This is a genomic window from Bradyrhizobium sp., from assembly GCF_049581145.1.
Taxonomy (GTDB): Bacteria; Pseudomonadota; Alphaproteobacteria; order Rhizobiales; family Xanthobacteraceae; genus Bradyrhizobium.
The window spans coordinates 1-13,870 of sequence record NZ_JBAURI010000182.1; the positions used below are offsets into that span (position 1 = coordinate 1).

Sequence of the window (13,870 nt, forward strand, 5' to 3'; positions counted from 1 at the left end):
CTCACGACCGGCGCGCGCGTCGGCTGGAGCGTCGCGCCCTGGCAAGTTCGCATCGGCGATCGTGGACGCTACACCGGCGTCATCGAAGCTGTCACCGGCATGGCCTCGGGACATCAGCTCAGCATCCGCTTCGGCGACGCCCTGGTCGAGGCGGCGGGCGGATTTGCGGAACCGCGCACAGCCTTCTGCCGCTTCGACATCGAGGCCGAGGCGATACGGGTCTGGCCGATCGAGTTGAGCCATCCAGGGAGCAACCAAGCGGACAGCTAGCGAGGCCGCTTCCTCGGAGGCTAGCTCGCGCGCCAACGTTTGGCACATATCTCAGGGATCAAGAATCTGCAGAGGGTAACAGCGACATAGCCGCCGATTCGCCTTGTTGGAACCGAAACCGACGGTGCGCGAGCTCGATCAGGGGCCTTTCAAAATAGGCGTAACTCAGCGCGCACAGCCCGAATGTCACCGCGAACGACGCCAGGGTCGTCGCAGCGCCGGACATCGTGCTGACGACGTGCGCGACGCCGAGCACGGCGAAGACGAGATAGGCGACCCAGTAGTGGGTCAGGTAGGCGGCGTATGATGTCTTTGCGAAGAAGGACATCACCGGTCCGCGCAGCCAGCTCAGGGCGGACGTCCCCTGGCGCTGCAGCACCCAGACCAGCAGCGCCCCAAAAAACACGGCGGCAAAGCTATGCTGCCAGGCAGCCGCATGGACTGCTCGTGATCCGCTGAGCCAGATCAGCGGCGGCAGCAGCACCGAGCCGGCAAGAATCCGCCGAACGGTGCGAGATATCGCCGCGTCGTCCGGGCCCGAGGCTCGCGCGCCATGAAGGCGCCACCACGCGATCAGCGCCCCGATGCTGAGGACATCGGCGCGGAATTGCGGCAGCACATAATAGCCGAACTGATCTCCGGTGAAACTATCGATCAGGCGCCCGAGCGGACAAATCACGATCGTCGTCACCAGAATCTTCGGTAGAACATCAACCGGCACGAAACGGACGATGAGCGGGAAAACGAGATAGAACTGCTCCTCGATGGCGAGCGACCAAGTCCCCCCGAGCCAGTTCGCGCCGAAGGTCTGGAGCTTGGCCATCCAGACGTTCTGGACGCCGAAAATATAGGTCCAGCCAGGGACGGCACCTCGAAACAGAGCGGGGCTCGCGCCGCTCCGCCACCCGATGAAGCATATGGCGCACATCAGGTAATAGAATGGCCAGATCCGTAATGCCCGGCGTCCATAGAAAGACGAGAAATAACTCTCGGATTCGCGGTTTTCGAGCAGGATCATCGTGATCAGATACCCCGACAGCACGAAGAACAGGTCGACGCCGAAATGACCAAGATAGAAGACCCGCCACAGCCAAGAATCGGGTCCGTCCGGAATCCCGATATAGTGCCACGCGATAACCATCAGCGTTGCGATCGCGCGAAGCCCGTCCAATTCCTCGATTCGTTTCATCGAGGGGCTTATAGTACGCAATTTGGCTTATTATGGCCCCGGATCGGCGCAATCGGTCGCGCCCTTCTCCTGCCGCAATCGCGTCGCGGCCGGCTAGCCGTCCTTCAGGATCGCCGTGACATCCCCGACCGGCCAGTTTTCTCCGGTGCGAATGACGCGGACCCGGCTGTTGTCGGCCGTGCTGATCAGAGTATGCGTGCCGATTTCATCGGCGACGCGCTCGAGCGTGAAATCCGCCTCTGGCGTCCAGTTTAGCGTGACGTCGAGATCGCCGGGAAATATCTGCCATTTCGAGCCATCGTCGAGTTCGACGATGTGGCTCTCTGAATGCGACCGAATTCTCATCGCCTGGTTGTTTGTCCTTCGTCACGAATCAATTGGAGTGCCGACGACTTCAACGACCTCAAGCGACAAAAAGCTCCGGTGTCTGCCGGAGCTTTCTGAATCAGTCGTTGTCGTGATGAATGATGGTCTTGCTGCGGGTGCCGTCAGCATCTTCCTTCTTGATCACGGTGGTCCGGTCGGACGGCTCGCGCTCCTTGATCACAGTGGTATGGTCGCGATCGCGATCGCGATACACGGGCGCCTCGCCGACGGTCACGCCAGCCCCGACGGGCCCAACGTGAACACCAACCTCGTCCGCCAGCGCCGGCGTAGCGATTGCGCCGATGACGGCGGCAACAAACAGAGACTTTCGCATCTTGTCCTCCAGCGTTTGAATGCCCTGACAATGCGAGGCTGATCCGTTTGTTCCGTGCACGGACTGACGCCGTCCACCTCTTCCCGCCCGCGATAGCGAGTTCCGGAACATTTATGCCGGAACAAAACCGATGATGGCTGCCTACTGGGCTAACCAGGGCACGGCTTGCGCCGTCTGCGCCGGCATATCCTTCAAACAGCGCCGCGCGGCGCCGATCTGCGCCTCGGTGGCGCCGTGGCTGCGCGCCCACATCTCCGCCGTCGAGGCAGAGTATCTCGCCACATAGAACCGAACCACCGCGCATGACATCCGCTGCATCACGCCGGATTGGCCGGCCGCAGGCGCGACCGAGGTGAAAGCGAGAGTCAGCGCCGCCGCGCCCAGAAAGCGCATCAAAAGGACGCGTGCTGAGAGAACGCGCACCGAAGAGACAGGTATCAACAAGACACGCATCGACATATTGGCCCCCTGCAACTGCATCTGTTGGCCAAGAGGACCAGAGTTGATTCTCCGCTGCAAATTAAACTGTGCCGGGGCAGCAGATATCACCAGCTATCCGCACCCACCCTGCTTCCGCCCGCGGCGATGCCCGGCGCAAAACCGCGCCGGATGCGACAAGGCCGGGCATGGCATCGACCCTGGAACCAAACCGGGAGTTCGGAACTTTTCCCGGTTCGAGGGCACGCCAATGGACAGCTATGCGGATTTCACGGATGAACTGAGCGGCGATGGGATGATCATCATCGACGGCCGCGATGTCGCGATGGTGCCCTATTCGTTAACGCTGGCGCCGCACGCCGGGCCTCTGGTCGCGGAAGGCTCGATCATTGGACCGGAGCCGCTGTTGCGGCAGGTGAAGCAGGCCAGCGGCGTCAAATTGGCCCTGCAGGACGGTCCGGTCGTCAGCATCCGCTGCGAAGGTGGCCATAGCGGCACGCGTCGCATCAAGGCGACCGAAGGCTAAAGGCATCTTCGGAAAAGGCATGCTCTCGGGCCACGCCCCGATGGGTGGATACCGGTTTTCCAGAATACAATGCGATCAGTGACCGATGCCGGCAATTGAGTGCGCGAATCAGGCTCGGGCGATTGATTCCCTGGGCCTGCCGTCGAGCACCTCGCGGACAGTCGACAACAGTTCGTTGGGACGGAACGGCTTCATGATGGCCCGGCGGTTTGCGATCCTGTTGTCACCGCTGTCGTTGACGATCGGATAGTCGGAATAGCCGGTCATGAAGATGACCGGAACCTGCGGACGCGCGACCGCCAGCAACTCGGCAAATTCCGGCCCGCTCAGCTGGGGCATCACGACGTCGCTCAGCACGAGGTCGATATGATCGGTTTGGCGCTGCACGAGCCTGGAGGCCTCATCGCCGTTGAAGGCCGTCAGGATGGTGTAACCGGCCTTCTTGAGCGTGGCCGCGGTCGCGCGCATGACGGCGTGGTCGTCCTCGACAATGAGGATCGTCTCGCGCCCGCGCGGTCCTTCCGCTTCACCGACCAGGTCGGACGCCTGCTCGGCCTTTTGCTGTGTCCGCGGCAACAGAATGGTGAAGGTGGTGCCGACGCCGAGCTTGCTCTCGACCGCGAGGCGGCCGCCCGCTTGCGCGACGATGCCGTAGCAGGTCGCAAGCCCAAGCCCGGTTCCGCGGCCGTGCTCCTTGGTCGTAAAGAACGGATCGAAGATCTTGTCGAGATGTTCCGGCGCGATGCCGGTCCCATTGTCGCCGACGCGCATCGCCACATAGTCGCCCGGGGCCAGGCCCTGGTCGGTGCGCTCGATGCGCTGGTTCTCGATCTCGACGGCGAAGCGTCCCCCGGAATGCAACGCGTCCCGCGCGTTGACGGCGAGATTCATCAGAACCTGCTCGATCTGTCCTCTGTCGACGAGAACCGGCCAGAGATCGTCGCCGGCGATCGTGACAATCTCGATGCTGGCGGGTAGCGTGCGGCGAAGCATCGAGTGCACGCCGGCGACCACGTCCGTCAACCTGATGACCGACGGCAGGGTCGGCTGCTTGCGCGAGAATGCCAGCAACTGCCCGGTCAGGGCCCGCGCCCGATCGATCGAATGGATGATCTCGGTGATGTCGGTCTTGCGCGGGTCCTCAGTGCCGCACTCTTCCCGCAGCATTTCGGCATAGACCAGCATGACCAGCAGCAGATTGTTGAAGTCGTGTGCGACGCCGCCCGCCATCAAGCCGACGGCTTCCATCTTCTGGGCATGCTGCAACTGTTCGCTGAGCCGCTTCTGCTCCGTCATGTCGCGAACCAGCACGAGATGAGCAGCCACGCCGTTCCATTCGCACCCGGTCACCCGCGCCTCGCAGGACCGCTTCTCCTTGCCGCGTTTGATCTCGATGTCCGAAACCTCACCTTCCTTGAGCGCCAGCCCGATCATTTCGCCGACAAAATTGTCGCGGCGCTTGCCGAACAGTTCGAACGCGGCGTCATTGACGAAACGGATCACCCCTGCGCGGTCGGTGACGATGACCGCGTCCGGGATCGCGCCGACCAGTCGTTCAAACTGGCGGTGCTGGGCCTCGGCGCGCTTATGGCGCAATGTCCAATGCACGCTGCGCGGCAGCAGCTGCGCCAGTTCGCTCTTGTTGACGAATTCGAACGCGCCGAGCAATTCGGCTTGCTCGCGCATTCCGCTGCCGCCATCGAGCCCGGTCAGGACGATAATGGGCGCGCCATGCGAAACCGCGCGCACATGGCTCAAGGTCTCGATGCCGGTGGAATCAGGCAGCGTCAGGTCGAGGATAATGCCGTCGAAGCCGTTCGATTTCAGGGCCGCCGACGCCTGCTTCAGGCTGGTGACTTCCTCCAGCGACAGCCGATAGTTGGTAATCTCGGTGAGCGCCTCGCTGACCAGCAGGGCATCGCCTGGATTGTCTTCGACAAGTAACAGCCGGTGCGTGAGATCTTGCATCATTGTCGGATACCCTTGGCCGGATGGACTCGGACCAGCTGCCGAACACCCGACTATTGGATGAGTGTGCCGCCAGGGGGCGACTCGTCGCTGGACGGCGGCAGCTTGGCGAGCTGAAGCCAGAACTCGTACAGCCGTCGCGCCATGTCGCGGTAGGCGTTGAGGCCAAACGGCTTGGTCAGGTAGCAGTTCGCGCCGAGCTGATAGGACTTGATGATGTCATCGCCGGATTCCGAGGAGGTCAGGACGACGACCGGGATATGCCGGGTCGATTGCAGCGACTTGATCGCCGCCAGGACCTCGAGGCCGCCGACGCGCGGAAGGTTGAGGTCGAGCAGCACGAGCTGGGGAGCCACGGCGTCGTGGTAGGCGCCGTGCCGCGACAGATAGTTGATCGCTTCCTCGCCATTTACGAGCACGTTGATTTCCGCTGGTGTCCCGACCGTTTCGAAGGCGACCTGAGTCAGATCGGCATCAGCGGGATTGTCCTCGACCAGCAGGATCCTCTGGACGGCGCCATTTGCGTCAAGCATCGGATTCATTGGTCTTGATCCTTGGCCGGCAGCGTAAAGTGGAATGTGGTTCCCTTGTCCGGCGCTGAGACGAACCATATCTTTCCCCCATGACGTTCGACGATCTTCTTGGCGATGGCGAGCCCGATCCCGCTGCCGTCGTATTTTGAGCGCTCGTGCAGACGCTGGAACATCTGGAAAATGCGCTCGCCGAATTTTTGGTCGATGCCGATGCCGTTGTCGGCGACGGAGAATCTCCATAGTGCGCGCTGCCGCTCGGCGGCGATCTCGATGCGCGGTGGGCGATCAGCGGCACGAAATTTCACGGCATTGCTGATCAGGTTCTGAAACACCTGCCCGAGCTCCAGTTCATCGCTGATGACGACCGGCAATGGGTGGACCAGAATCCTGGTGCCGCTTTCCCTGATCGGCGCCGACAGACGCTCGGCCACGGCGGCCACCACCGCGCCGCTTTCGACGGGCTTCAGCACTTTCTCCGTGGAAGTCACGCGCGAATAGGCCAGGAGGTCGCGCACCAGGCTCTGCATCCGCTTGGCGCCTTCCACGGCATATCCGATATATTTGCGCGCCCTGTCGTCGAGCTTGTCGCTGTAGCGGTCTTCCAGAAGCTGGGTGAAGCTCGCCACCATCCGCAGCGGCTCCTGCAGATCATGCGAGGCGATATAGGCGAATTGCTCCAGCTCCGCGTTGGAGCGGCGCAACTGCTCGTTATGCGCTTCGATGGCGGCCTCGGCCTCCTTGCGGGCCGTGATGTCGATGACGGTTGCCAGCACCATCGCCCCATCCAGCGCGGTGATCGGATTGAGGCCGATCTCAACCGCGAATTCGGAGCCGTCCTTGCGCCGCCCGTAGAGATCGCGACCAGCCCCCATGGCTCGGACCGCCGGCGCGTTCCTGAATTGGGAGCGATGCCGGATGTGGCCTTGGCGCAACCGCTCGGGCAGCAGCAGATCGACGCTCTTGCCGATCAGCTCGGAACGCGGATAGCCGAATTGCCGTTCCAGCTCGGCGTTGGCAAGCGCGATCACGCCTGCAGCGTCGATCATGAGAATGCCGCTCGGGCAGGCCTCGACGGCAAGCTGGAACTTGCGCTCGGCAAATCTCTGCTCGGTCAGGTCGCGCACGACCTTGGCCGCGCCGATGATCGTGCCCGACTGGGTTCGAACCGGAGAGATGCTCAACGACACGTCCAGGAGCCGGCCATCCTTGGCGCAGCGGACCGTCTCGTAACGATCGATGGACTCGCCCGCGGCCGTGCGCTCGAGCAGGTGAGCGGTCTCTCCCTGCAAATCTGGCGGAACGATCATGTCGATCGATCGGCCGATGGCCTCATCGGCCGAGAAGCCGAACATCCGCTCGGCGGAGCGGTTCCAGCCCGTGATCTTGCCATCGAGCGCTTTGGTGACGATGGCGTCACCAACGGACTGCACGACCGCGGCGTAGACCTGGTCCTCGTCGACGGTGCTTTGCAGCAGCTTGCCGCGACGCGGCAGCCGAGCCGACTCGGAGCCCGCATCCCATCCGGGCGGCAGGCTGTTATCAGTGCCTGCGCTCGCCTTTCCGACAGCGGCTTGATCTGCCATCATGATCCCAGTGGGTAGGCTCACTTCGCTTGGCGTCGCATCAAACGAATCAGAGCGTAAAGTTTTCGACCCTATCGTGGCAGCGGCACCGCTTCTGCATCAAGCCGTGCATATGCCGGTCACTGTTTTGTTTGCTGTCGCGCATCCGGGAGAATGCAGCAACGCCGCTGGACAGAAACATCGATCCGCTTGCAGCGTTCCCCCCGTAAAACTCCCGATTGCGCAAGATGGCGACAGGACTGATCTTCAGCTGCCCTTGGGTATTGCGGGGATTCGTCTTCGGGGTTGCGTCGTGTTTCTGAGTCTGGCTGAAACCGGGGTGACCATGCCCAGAATTCTCGTGATCGACGATGATTATTCGACACGCGCGGCACTCGACGCGTTGCTGACGCGACGGAGGTTCGATGTGTTTGTTGCGCCCGACGGTCCGAGCGGGTTGCGGTTGATTTCCACGCTTGCGTTGGATGCCGTCATCATCGACATGTTCATGTCCGGCATGGACGGCATCGCGACGATCCGCGAGCTGATCAAGCTCAAGCCGGATTTGCCCTTCATTGCGATTTCCGGCTGCGCCTTCACCGACCGCAAACAGGGCGCGCCGGACTTTCTGGGCATGGCCATCCGGCTTGGCGCCGCTGCGTCGTTGCAAAAGCCGTTTCCCGCGGGAGAACTGCTGCAGGCGATCGATCGGTCGCTCGATATCGAGGTGCAACGCCTCACCGCCATGCGCGGGTTTGAAGCGTCGTCCGCCGCTCCCGGGCCTGCGTAATGAGCAGGATCCTGATCGCCGACGACGAGGCCGGAGTGTGCAGCGTGGTCCGCTTGCTGCTCACCAGAGAGGGTCATGAGGTGGTGTGCTGTGGCGACGGCGAAGCGGCGCTCAATCTGCTCGCCTCGCGTGAGTTCGACCTGGCCCTGATCGATCTCAGCCTGCCCAAGGTTCACGGCTGGAAAGTCATCGAGACGGTGCGCAAAACCAAACCGGAGCTGCCCATCGTCGTGATGTCCGGAATGCTTCTGGAGCCCGAGGAGGGCCTCGACGATGTCGAGGGTTCGCAGATGACGCTGGAGGGACTGCACCGCCTGGCCAAACCGTTCAAGCCGAAAGACCTGACCTCACTGGTGACCAGCGTCACCGGCGGACAGGCTGGCCATGCGGAGAGCCCAGCCAGGCGGATTGCGGGCGGCCGGCCTGTTTGAGACCAGCCTCGGCGGGGCGGCGAGCCGACGCGAGCCACAACCCGCGTGACATGACCGCAGGTGACCGCAGCGCACAGGTTCTCCGCAGCATATCCACAGCCTTACAAACTGAGAATCCGACGCTGCAGCAATGTCTTGCTGCGCACAAATCCACAACTCAGGCGCGGGCTGCGAATTACGACCGATGGCGTTCCCGCGCGGCGCTTACTGCTCGAACTGCGCGCGGCAGGCCTCGCTCAGATTGGCCTTCTGGCGCCGGAGGCAGGCAGTGATGGCGCGGATGTTGGGGATCTCGCCAGGGCATAAACGATAGACGTCCGGCGCGCAGGCCCTGCGCTGCTCCGGTGTGCCGGCGGCCTGCGCCGAACCAGCCGTGACCATCGTCCAAAGGAGACCGAGCGCCCACGCGCGTCGGGTGTGACTGATCGAACCCGCGAGCCGAATTCCTGCTTTCATGGCGGGGATCTCCTCATCGAGGCTGTCGCGGCTGCCTTGATCCAACCAAATAGGCAGAATTTTTCCCTGGAAATGTGATTTTTCTCACACTCTTTCGCCTCCGATGAGGCCTAGCCTCGTCGCAGGAACAAAAGCATCCCGTAACCATTTCAGGTCACGCCCACCGGATCGATACAATTTGAGCAATCCGCTCAATCCGGAAACAAGCCAGTTTTGCCACCGTGCGCCTCCCGACGGCGGAGGCCATGCGTGTGATGATGAGCGAAGTTGAGTACAATCGATTGCTGGATGCCGTTCAAACCGCCGTTGCACCCGTACCCGGGGAGGACTGCATGTCGACCTATCTGCCGGCCAGCAATCGGCCGCGGAGAGCTGCCAACGACAATGGCGAAGCTTGGCCCATGATTCCATTTCCGGAAGGCTGGAACGCGGCCTGCTGATTGCGGACGCTCCGAGCTGAACGCCGGGCAACCGTCCTCCGATTTGCCGTGAAGGATGCCATCAGCTGCAGGCTGGCGTCGCTGCCGTTCCCGAGGCTTGCACGGGCATGCAAGCTTCTCGAAGTTACGAGCCCGTCACGACCGCAGAGCCCGCCGCCAAGCGCGCCGCGGCTGAAGCCCCCAGGCCGTGGCTTGCATCCGGTCTCAACGACCGGGCGCAAGATCTTGATGATATTGCTTGGAGGCCACGTCCGGAATTGAACCGGAGTAAACGGTTTTGCAGACCGCTGCGTAACCACTCCGCCACGTGGCCCCAAGGAGGCGGATCAATACAGAAGATCAAGGGCTTGGGCAACTACCCTCGCGTTAGATGGCGATGTGTTTCAAAAAATCGCTTTTTTGCAACGCCGCTAGCTTGACAACCGCTTCTTCCGCTTCGGCTTGGCCTTGGTGCCCTCAGTCAGTTCGGTCTTGAGCGTTTCAGCCTCTTTGGCTTGCCTCAGCGCGCGCAAGCGTTCCATGTTGTCCCGGACCGCGACGGACTGCTTTTCAACATCTGCCATCGCCTTCTGGCCTTCCTCGAACGCGATCCGTTGCCGGTTCGCTCGGGCGATTCGTTCCGGCGAGGGTTCGTCTGTTTTCTTACCGGCCATGTTTCTTACCAGCCATGCTTCTGACCAACAATGTGCTCTTCCGTTCTGATACGACAAAAACCCGCTCAACCCCAGGGGTCGAGCGGGAGGGTCGAGCAGGTATGCAGCGCCCTTCCAGTACATCCGTGGAACGGCGCGCCGGGCCTTAGGCCAGCGAGAGATTTTCCGCGCTGGTCTTGCCACGCATCTTGTCGGCCTTGATCTCGAACGTCACCTTCTGGCCTTCGGCCAGACCGGACAGACCGGCACGCTCGACCGCGCTGATATGCACGAACACGTCGTTGCCGCCATCGTTCGGCTGGATGAATCCAAAGCCCTTCTGGCCATTAAACCACTTCACTGTTCCTGTCGGCATTATTATCTTCTCCAAGCGCTCGAGCGCAATTCGCGTGACGATCACGCGATTCAAATTCAATTACGTCGATGTCTTTGAAAAGAGCCCGCAGGCACATTCAACAAGGCACAGCGGCTAATCGAACGCGGCCAACTTATACGGTTTCTCGGGCAAATACAAGAAGCGCGGGCAATTATATTGTACATTGCAGCCTATGGTGGTGACTCTCCCCTCACCCCGGCCATTGCAGGCACTTTGGCAACAGCAAGAGGCTTTGGCAAAGCAGAGGCTCTGGCAAAAGGAGACTCCCGGGCGCATATTGCTCGGATGCCAAAAACCGACCACCGATCCTGCACATGCGGCGCGGTCTATCGCCGCATCGAAGCCATCGCTGCGGCCCGAGAGAGCGGCAGCTACGAATGCGCGGTGTGCGGTGCGACCCTCGAAAGCTGGAATACCGCCTGGGTTCCCAGCTACCGGCTGATCGTGGGCCCGATCAGGAAACCCGAATGACTTAGCTGACCCGGACAAATCGACGGTCCCGTGCGCGGGGTCAAGACCAAACCAAGACCGGCCGAGAAAAGAAAGGCTGGCTATTTGGGCACGCAAGCGCCATCGTGCCGAAACCATCGGTCATTGGCCCCTTGGCCGCGAGACCCGCTGTGCTGCCGCACCGATCGTATCCGCGATCTGACGATATGCGCGCGGACCGGGCCAGTTCTTGGCACAGCCCTTTGCAAGCTCGCTCGTCCCGGACGACGCCATCGGCGTTGTCGGGTCTGCCTCCATCGATCCTGATATTCGCATACTCCTGCGCAGTAGCTGCCGCGACAGGTTTTAGCCGATAGGGCGGCCGCAAGGAGTGACGGTTTGCAGGTATTTGTCCGCGACAACAACGTCGAGCAGGCGCTTCGCGTGCTGAAGAAGAAGATGCAGCGCGAAGGCGTGTTCAGGGAGATGCGGCGGCGGCGCTTCTACGAAAAGCCGTCAGACAGGGCGACACGAGAGAAAGCCGACGCCATCCGCCGGCTGCGCAAACTGGCGCGGAAACAAGCCATCAGAGAGGGGCTGATTGCCGCTCCCGTGAAAAAACCCAGGAAGATCGGCACTCGGCCGGTGGAATTTCCCATCGCGACCACCGGCAAACCCGCACAAGGCTGACCAGCGCTCGCGTCCTGTGGCCTCCCATGATGGCCGCCCGCCAATCCACTCGAGTTCCTTACCGCTCAGGCGCGCCTGCGGCGAAAATCGCGCTTCTGGCGCGGCTTCGGTCGAGGGGCGAGGTCCGGCATCGTCTCCTGCACATCGCGATAGCGCGCCAGCATGCGTTCGAAGCTCGCGTTCAAGGTCGCCACGATATCGGGGCGTTTTTCAAGACCGGCGATCAGCATCGCCGCCGCCTCGATGGTCGCCAGCCCGTCGCGGCGCGGCTCCCGACGCAAATGCCCGTAACGCGACGGCTGATTCGGGCCGAGAATGATGCGTTGGCATTTCAGCATCCACGCATTGCGCCACCACAACGCCTTTGCCTGGCTCCAGGTGCCGTCCAGCAGCACCACGCCCTCGATATGACCGAGGATGGCGCGCTGGTTGTCCGCGATGGCACCCTTGCGGTCGATCGCGACGATCTCGCGGTCGGTGTCGAGATCGGCGACTTTTGCCGAGCCGAGATAAAGCACCGCCCAGCGCGTCGGATCGGCGACCGGCCGTCCCAGCGCCTTGGCAAGGCTCGGCCAAGACAGGCCGATTCGCAGCACCGCCTTGGCAAAATGCTGCGCGGTCAGCCGCGCGGTGCCCAGCGCCCTGTCCTGCTCCTGCGGATGCTGCAGGATCAACAGCGAGAGCCGGCTTTCGATCGGCGTGATGCTGTCACAAATGCACAGCGGCAGCGGTTTGAGACAGCGCGGGCACTCGGCGACCACCACCAGGGCGCCGGTCTCTTGCGATGGGTCGGACATGGCGCCGCTATAAGCTCGCCGGCCGCGCACTTCAACAAGCGGCATCCCCGCCGGCCATCCCGTGCTGAAACCCGGCACGGACGGCAGCGTATCTCAGCCATCTCTTGGTCATCGACGGATGGGGGCTAGCGAATGCGTGTCGCGGTTATCGGAACGGGAATCGCAGGCAATGCCGCCGCTTGGACCTTGTCGAGACGCTATCCGGTTACCGTCTACGAGCGCGAACTCCGGCCCGGCGGACACAGCCATACCGTGACCGTCGATTATGATGGCACGCAGATCGCGGTCGATACCGGCTTCATCGTCTATAATGAACTCAACTATCCCGACTTGAAGGCCTTGTTCGCCCATCTCGGCGTCGAGACCATGGCAAGCTGCATGAGCTTTGCAGTCACTGCCAACGGCGGCGGGTTCGAATGGAAAGGCGGCGGCAGCAGCTGGTTTGAGACAGCCAAAGGCCTGTTCGCACAGCCGAAGAACCTGCTCTCGTCGTCCTATCTCTGGATGCTGCGCGACATTCTCAGCTTCAACCAGCAGAGCGTCGAGGACTACAAGGCCGGCCGGCTGGCCGGGCTCACGCTCGGCGACTATTTCCGCCGCAAGCACTTCGCGCCGCGCCTGTTGACCGACTATCTCGCCCCGATGGGGGCTGCGATCTGGTCGGCGCCGGCGGCCGAGATGCTGGATTTTCCGGCCGAGAATTTCGTGGCATTCTTCGACAACCATCGCCTGCTGCATTTGGATCGTCCGGTCTGGCGCACCGTCAAAGGCGGCAGCGCCCGCTATGTGGAAAAACTGACCGCTGGGTTTCGTGACCGGATGCGGCTCGGCTGTGCAGTGACCCGGATCGAACGGACATGCCACGGCGTCGTCGTCCATGACAGTCACGGCGGAAGCGACCGCTACGATCATGTCGTGATCGCCTCCCACAGCGACCAGGCGCTCTCGATGCTCGCCGATCCCGACCCGCGCGAACGCGATATTCTCGGCGCGATCGGCTATGCGCCGAATACCGTCTATCTGCATCGCGACCAGCGGCTGATGCCGAAACGGCAACGCGCCTGGGCGTCCTGGAATTTCCTGCGCTGGCAGCGCGAGAGCGCGGCCGAAAACGATATCGCCGTGACCTACTGGATGAACGAGCTGCAGGGCATCGATCCGGACAAGCCGCTGTTCGTCACCCTCAACCCGCCATTCGCGCCGGCGCCCGAACTGACCTTCGACAAATATGTCTGCGAGCATCCGCAATACAACGCGGCCGCCTTCGCGGCGCAGAAGCGCCTTGCCGAAATCCAGGGCCGCCAGCACACTTGGTTCTGCGGCGCCTGGACCGGCTATGGCTTTCATGAGGACGGCTTGCGGTCGGGACTTGCGGTCGCCGAGGCGCTCGGCGCGACCGCGCCCTGGCGCCCGGCGCCGCCGCAACTGGCGCAAGCCGCGGAGTAGCAATGGCCGTGGGACGACCCCAAGCTTGCGATAACGGCCGCGCCGCGGCGCTCTATGTCGGAAAAGTGATGCACGCGCGGCTGAAGCCGATCGGCCATCGGTTCAGCTATCGCGTCATGAGCCTCTTGATCGATCTCGATCGGCTCGACGAAGCGGATCGCCAGTCCCCCCTGTTC

At 62.4% G+C, this 13,870-nt stretch carries 19 protein-coding genes and 1 tRNA gene; 8 read left to right on the top strand and 12 right to left on the bottom strand.

Going from position 1 to position 13,870, the window contains the following annotated elements:
• Positions 1 to 270: hypothetical protein (locus tag WCB02_RS05880; protein ID WP_423956897.1), on the top strand; the 270-nt coding region annotated here is incomplete at its 5' end.
• 58 nt (positions 271 to 328) lie between these two features.
• Here WCB02_RS05880 and WCB02_RS05885 read toward each other — a convergent pair.
• The 4 genes from WCB02_RS05885 to WCB02_RS05900 all read right to left on the bottom strand — a co-directional run bounded on the left by WCB02_RS05885 (position 329) and on the right by WCB02_RS05900 (position 2,708).
• The gene (locus WCB02_RS05885) at positions 329 to 1,459 is read right to left on the bottom strand and encodes an acyltransferase family protein (protein WP_423956898.1); all 1,131 of its coding nucleotides are present in this window, start codon (positions 1,457 to 1,459) and stop codon (positions 329 to 331) included.
• Between the two features lie 93 nt (positions 1,460 to 1,552).
• A complete protein-coding gene (locus tag WCB02_RS05890) occupies positions 1,553 to 1,804 on the bottom strand; it encodes a hypothetical protein (protein ID WP_423956899.1) in 252 nt (83 codons plus the stop codon).
• A gap of 100 nt (positions 1,805 to 1,904) precedes the next feature.
• A complete protein-coding gene (locus tag WCB02_RS05895; protein WP_423956900.1) occupies positions 1,905 to 2,159 on the bottom strand; it encodes a hypothetical protein in 255 nt (84 codons plus the stop codon).
• A 141-nt stretch (positions 2,160 to 2,300) separates the two neighbouring features.
• A complete protein-coding gene (locus WCB02_RS05900; protein WP_423956901.1) occupies positions 2,301 to 2,708 on the bottom strand; it encodes a hypothetical protein in 408 nt (135 codons plus the stop codon).
• A gap of 139 nt (positions 2,709 to 2,847) precedes the next feature.
• On the opposite strand from WCB02_RS05900, the gene WCB02_RS05905 reads away from it, so the two are divergent.
• Positions 2,848 to 3,123: a hypothetical protein gene (locus WCB02_RS05905; RefSeq protein WP_423956902.1), complete on the top strand. Its 276-nt coding sequence runs from the start codon at positions 2,848 to 2,850 to the stop codon at positions 3,121 to 3,123.
• A gap of 108 nt (positions 3,124 to 3,231) precedes the next feature.
• Here WCB02_RS05905 and WCB02_RS05910 read toward each other — a convergent pair whose 3' ends face one another.
• From WCB02_RS05910 to WCB02_RS05920, 3 genes are read right to left on the bottom strand one after another with little or no spacing between them, the layout of a single operon-like run.
• On the bottom strand, positions 3,232 to 5,094 hold the full coding sequence (locus tag WCB02_RS05910; RefSeq protein WP_423956903.1) for a response regulator: 1,863 nt from the start codon (positions 5,092 to 5,094) through the stop codon (positions 3,232 to 3,234).
• A gap of 50 nt (positions 5,095 to 5,144) precedes the next feature.
• Positions 5,145 to 5,633 (bottom strand): response regulator, encoded by a 489-nt coding sequence (locus tag WCB02_RS05915; RefSeq protein ID WP_423956904.1) that lies wholly within the window; start codon positions 5,631 to 5,633, stop codon positions 5,145 to 5,147.
• Positions 5,630 to 7,207 (bottom strand): sensor histidine kinase, encoded by a 1,578-nt coding sequence (locus WCB02_RS05920; protein WP_423956905.1) that lies wholly within the window; start codon positions 7,205 to 7,207, stop codon positions 5,630 to 5,632. The genes WCB02_RS05915 and WCB02_RS05920 overlap by 4 nt, the downstream gene beginning before the upstream one ends.
• A 325-nt stretch (positions 7,208 to 7,532) precedes the next feature.
• On the opposite strand from WCB02_RS05920, the gene WCB02_RS05925 reads away from it, so the two are divergent.
• Both WCB02_RS05925 and WCB02_RS05930 read left to right on the top strand, forming a co-directional pair.
• Positions 7,533 to 7,976 carry a response regulator gene (locus WCB02_RS05925; RefSeq protein WP_423956906.1) on the top strand — a complete coding sequence of 148 codons (444 nt, stop codon included), beginning with the start codon at positions 7,533 to 7,535 and terminating at the stop codon, positions 7,974 to 7,976.
• Entirely contained in the window at positions 7,976 to 8,407 is a 432-nt protein-coding gene (locus WCB02_RS05930; protein ID WP_423956907.1) for a response regulator, read from the top strand. The genes WCB02_RS05925 and WCB02_RS05930 overlap by 1 nt, the downstream gene beginning before the upstream one ends.
• 204 nt (positions 8,408 to 8,611) lie before the next feature.
• Here WCB02_RS05930 and WCB02_RS05935 read toward each other — a convergent pair whose 3' ends face one another.
• From WCB02_RS05935 to WCB02_RS05950, 4 genes are all read right to left on the bottom strand, one after another.
• Positions 8,612 to 8,908, bottom strand: coding sequence for a hypothetical protein (locus WCB02_RS05935; RefSeq protein ID WP_423956908.1), 297 nt, complete (start codon positions 8,906 to 8,908; stop codon positions 8,612 to 8,614).
• A gap of 634 nt (positions 8,909 to 9,542) precedes the next feature.
• Positions 9,543 to 9,616: transfer RNA gene (locus WCB02_RS05940), tRNA-Cys, on the bottom strand.
• 97 nt (positions 9,617 to 9,713) lie between these two features.
• Entirely contained in the window at positions 9,714 to 9,956 is a 243-nt protein-coding gene (locus WCB02_RS05945) for a transcriptional regulator (protein WP_423956909.1), read from the bottom strand.
• A 145-nt stretch (positions 9,957 to 10,101) separates the two neighbouring features.
• The gene (locus tag WCB02_RS05950; protein WP_423956910.1) at positions 10,102 to 10,311 is read right to left on the bottom strand and encodes a cold-shock protein; all 210 of its coding nucleotides are present in this window, start codon (positions 10,309 to 10,311) and stop codon (positions 10,102 to 10,104) included.
• A gap of 306 nt (positions 10,312 to 10,617) precedes the next feature.
• Between WCB02_RS05950 and WCB02_RS05955 the strand changes: the two genes are divergently transcribed.
• Together WCB02_RS05955 and rpsU are read left to right on the top strand one after the other, a co-directional pair.
• Positions 10,618 to 10,803 carry a hypothetical protein gene (locus tag WCB02_RS05955; protein ID WP_423956911.1) on the top strand — a complete coding sequence of 62 codons (186 nt, stop codon included), beginning with the start codon at positions 10,618 to 10,620 and terminating at the stop codon, positions 10,801 to 10,803.
• A 357-nt stretch (positions 10,804 to 11,160) separates the two neighbouring features.
• Entirely contained in the window at positions 11,161 to 11,451 is a 291-nt protein-coding gene (rpsU, locus tag WCB02_RS05960) for a 30S ribosomal protein S21 (RefSeq protein WP_423956912.1), read from the top strand.
• Between the two features lie 65 nt (positions 11,452 to 11,516).
• Here rpsU and WCB02_RS05965 read toward each other — a convergent pair whose 3' ends face one another.
• Positions 11,517 to 12,248 carry a tRNA-uridine aminocarboxypropyltransferase gene (locus WCB02_RS05965; RefSeq protein WP_423956913.1) on the bottom strand — a complete coding sequence of 244 codons (732 nt, stop codon included), beginning with the start codon at positions 12,246 to 12,248 and terminating at the stop codon, positions 11,517 to 11,519.
• Positions 12,249 to 12,380: 132 nt separating this feature from the next.
• Here WCB02_RS05965 and WCB02_RS05970 point away from each other — a divergent pair, with 132 nt between their 5' ends.
• Complete coding sequence (locus WCB02_RS05970; RefSeq protein WP_423956914.1) at positions 12,381 to 13,694, top strand: NAD(P)/FAD-dependent oxidoreductase; 1,314 nt, start codon at positions 12,381 to 12,383, stop codon at positions 13,692 to 13,694.
• A gap of 2 nt (positions 13,695 to 13,696) precedes the next feature.
• On the top strand, positions 13,697 to 13,870 hold a 174-nt coding region (locus tag WCB02_RS05975; protein WP_423956915.1), incomplete at its 3' end, for a DUF1365 family protein.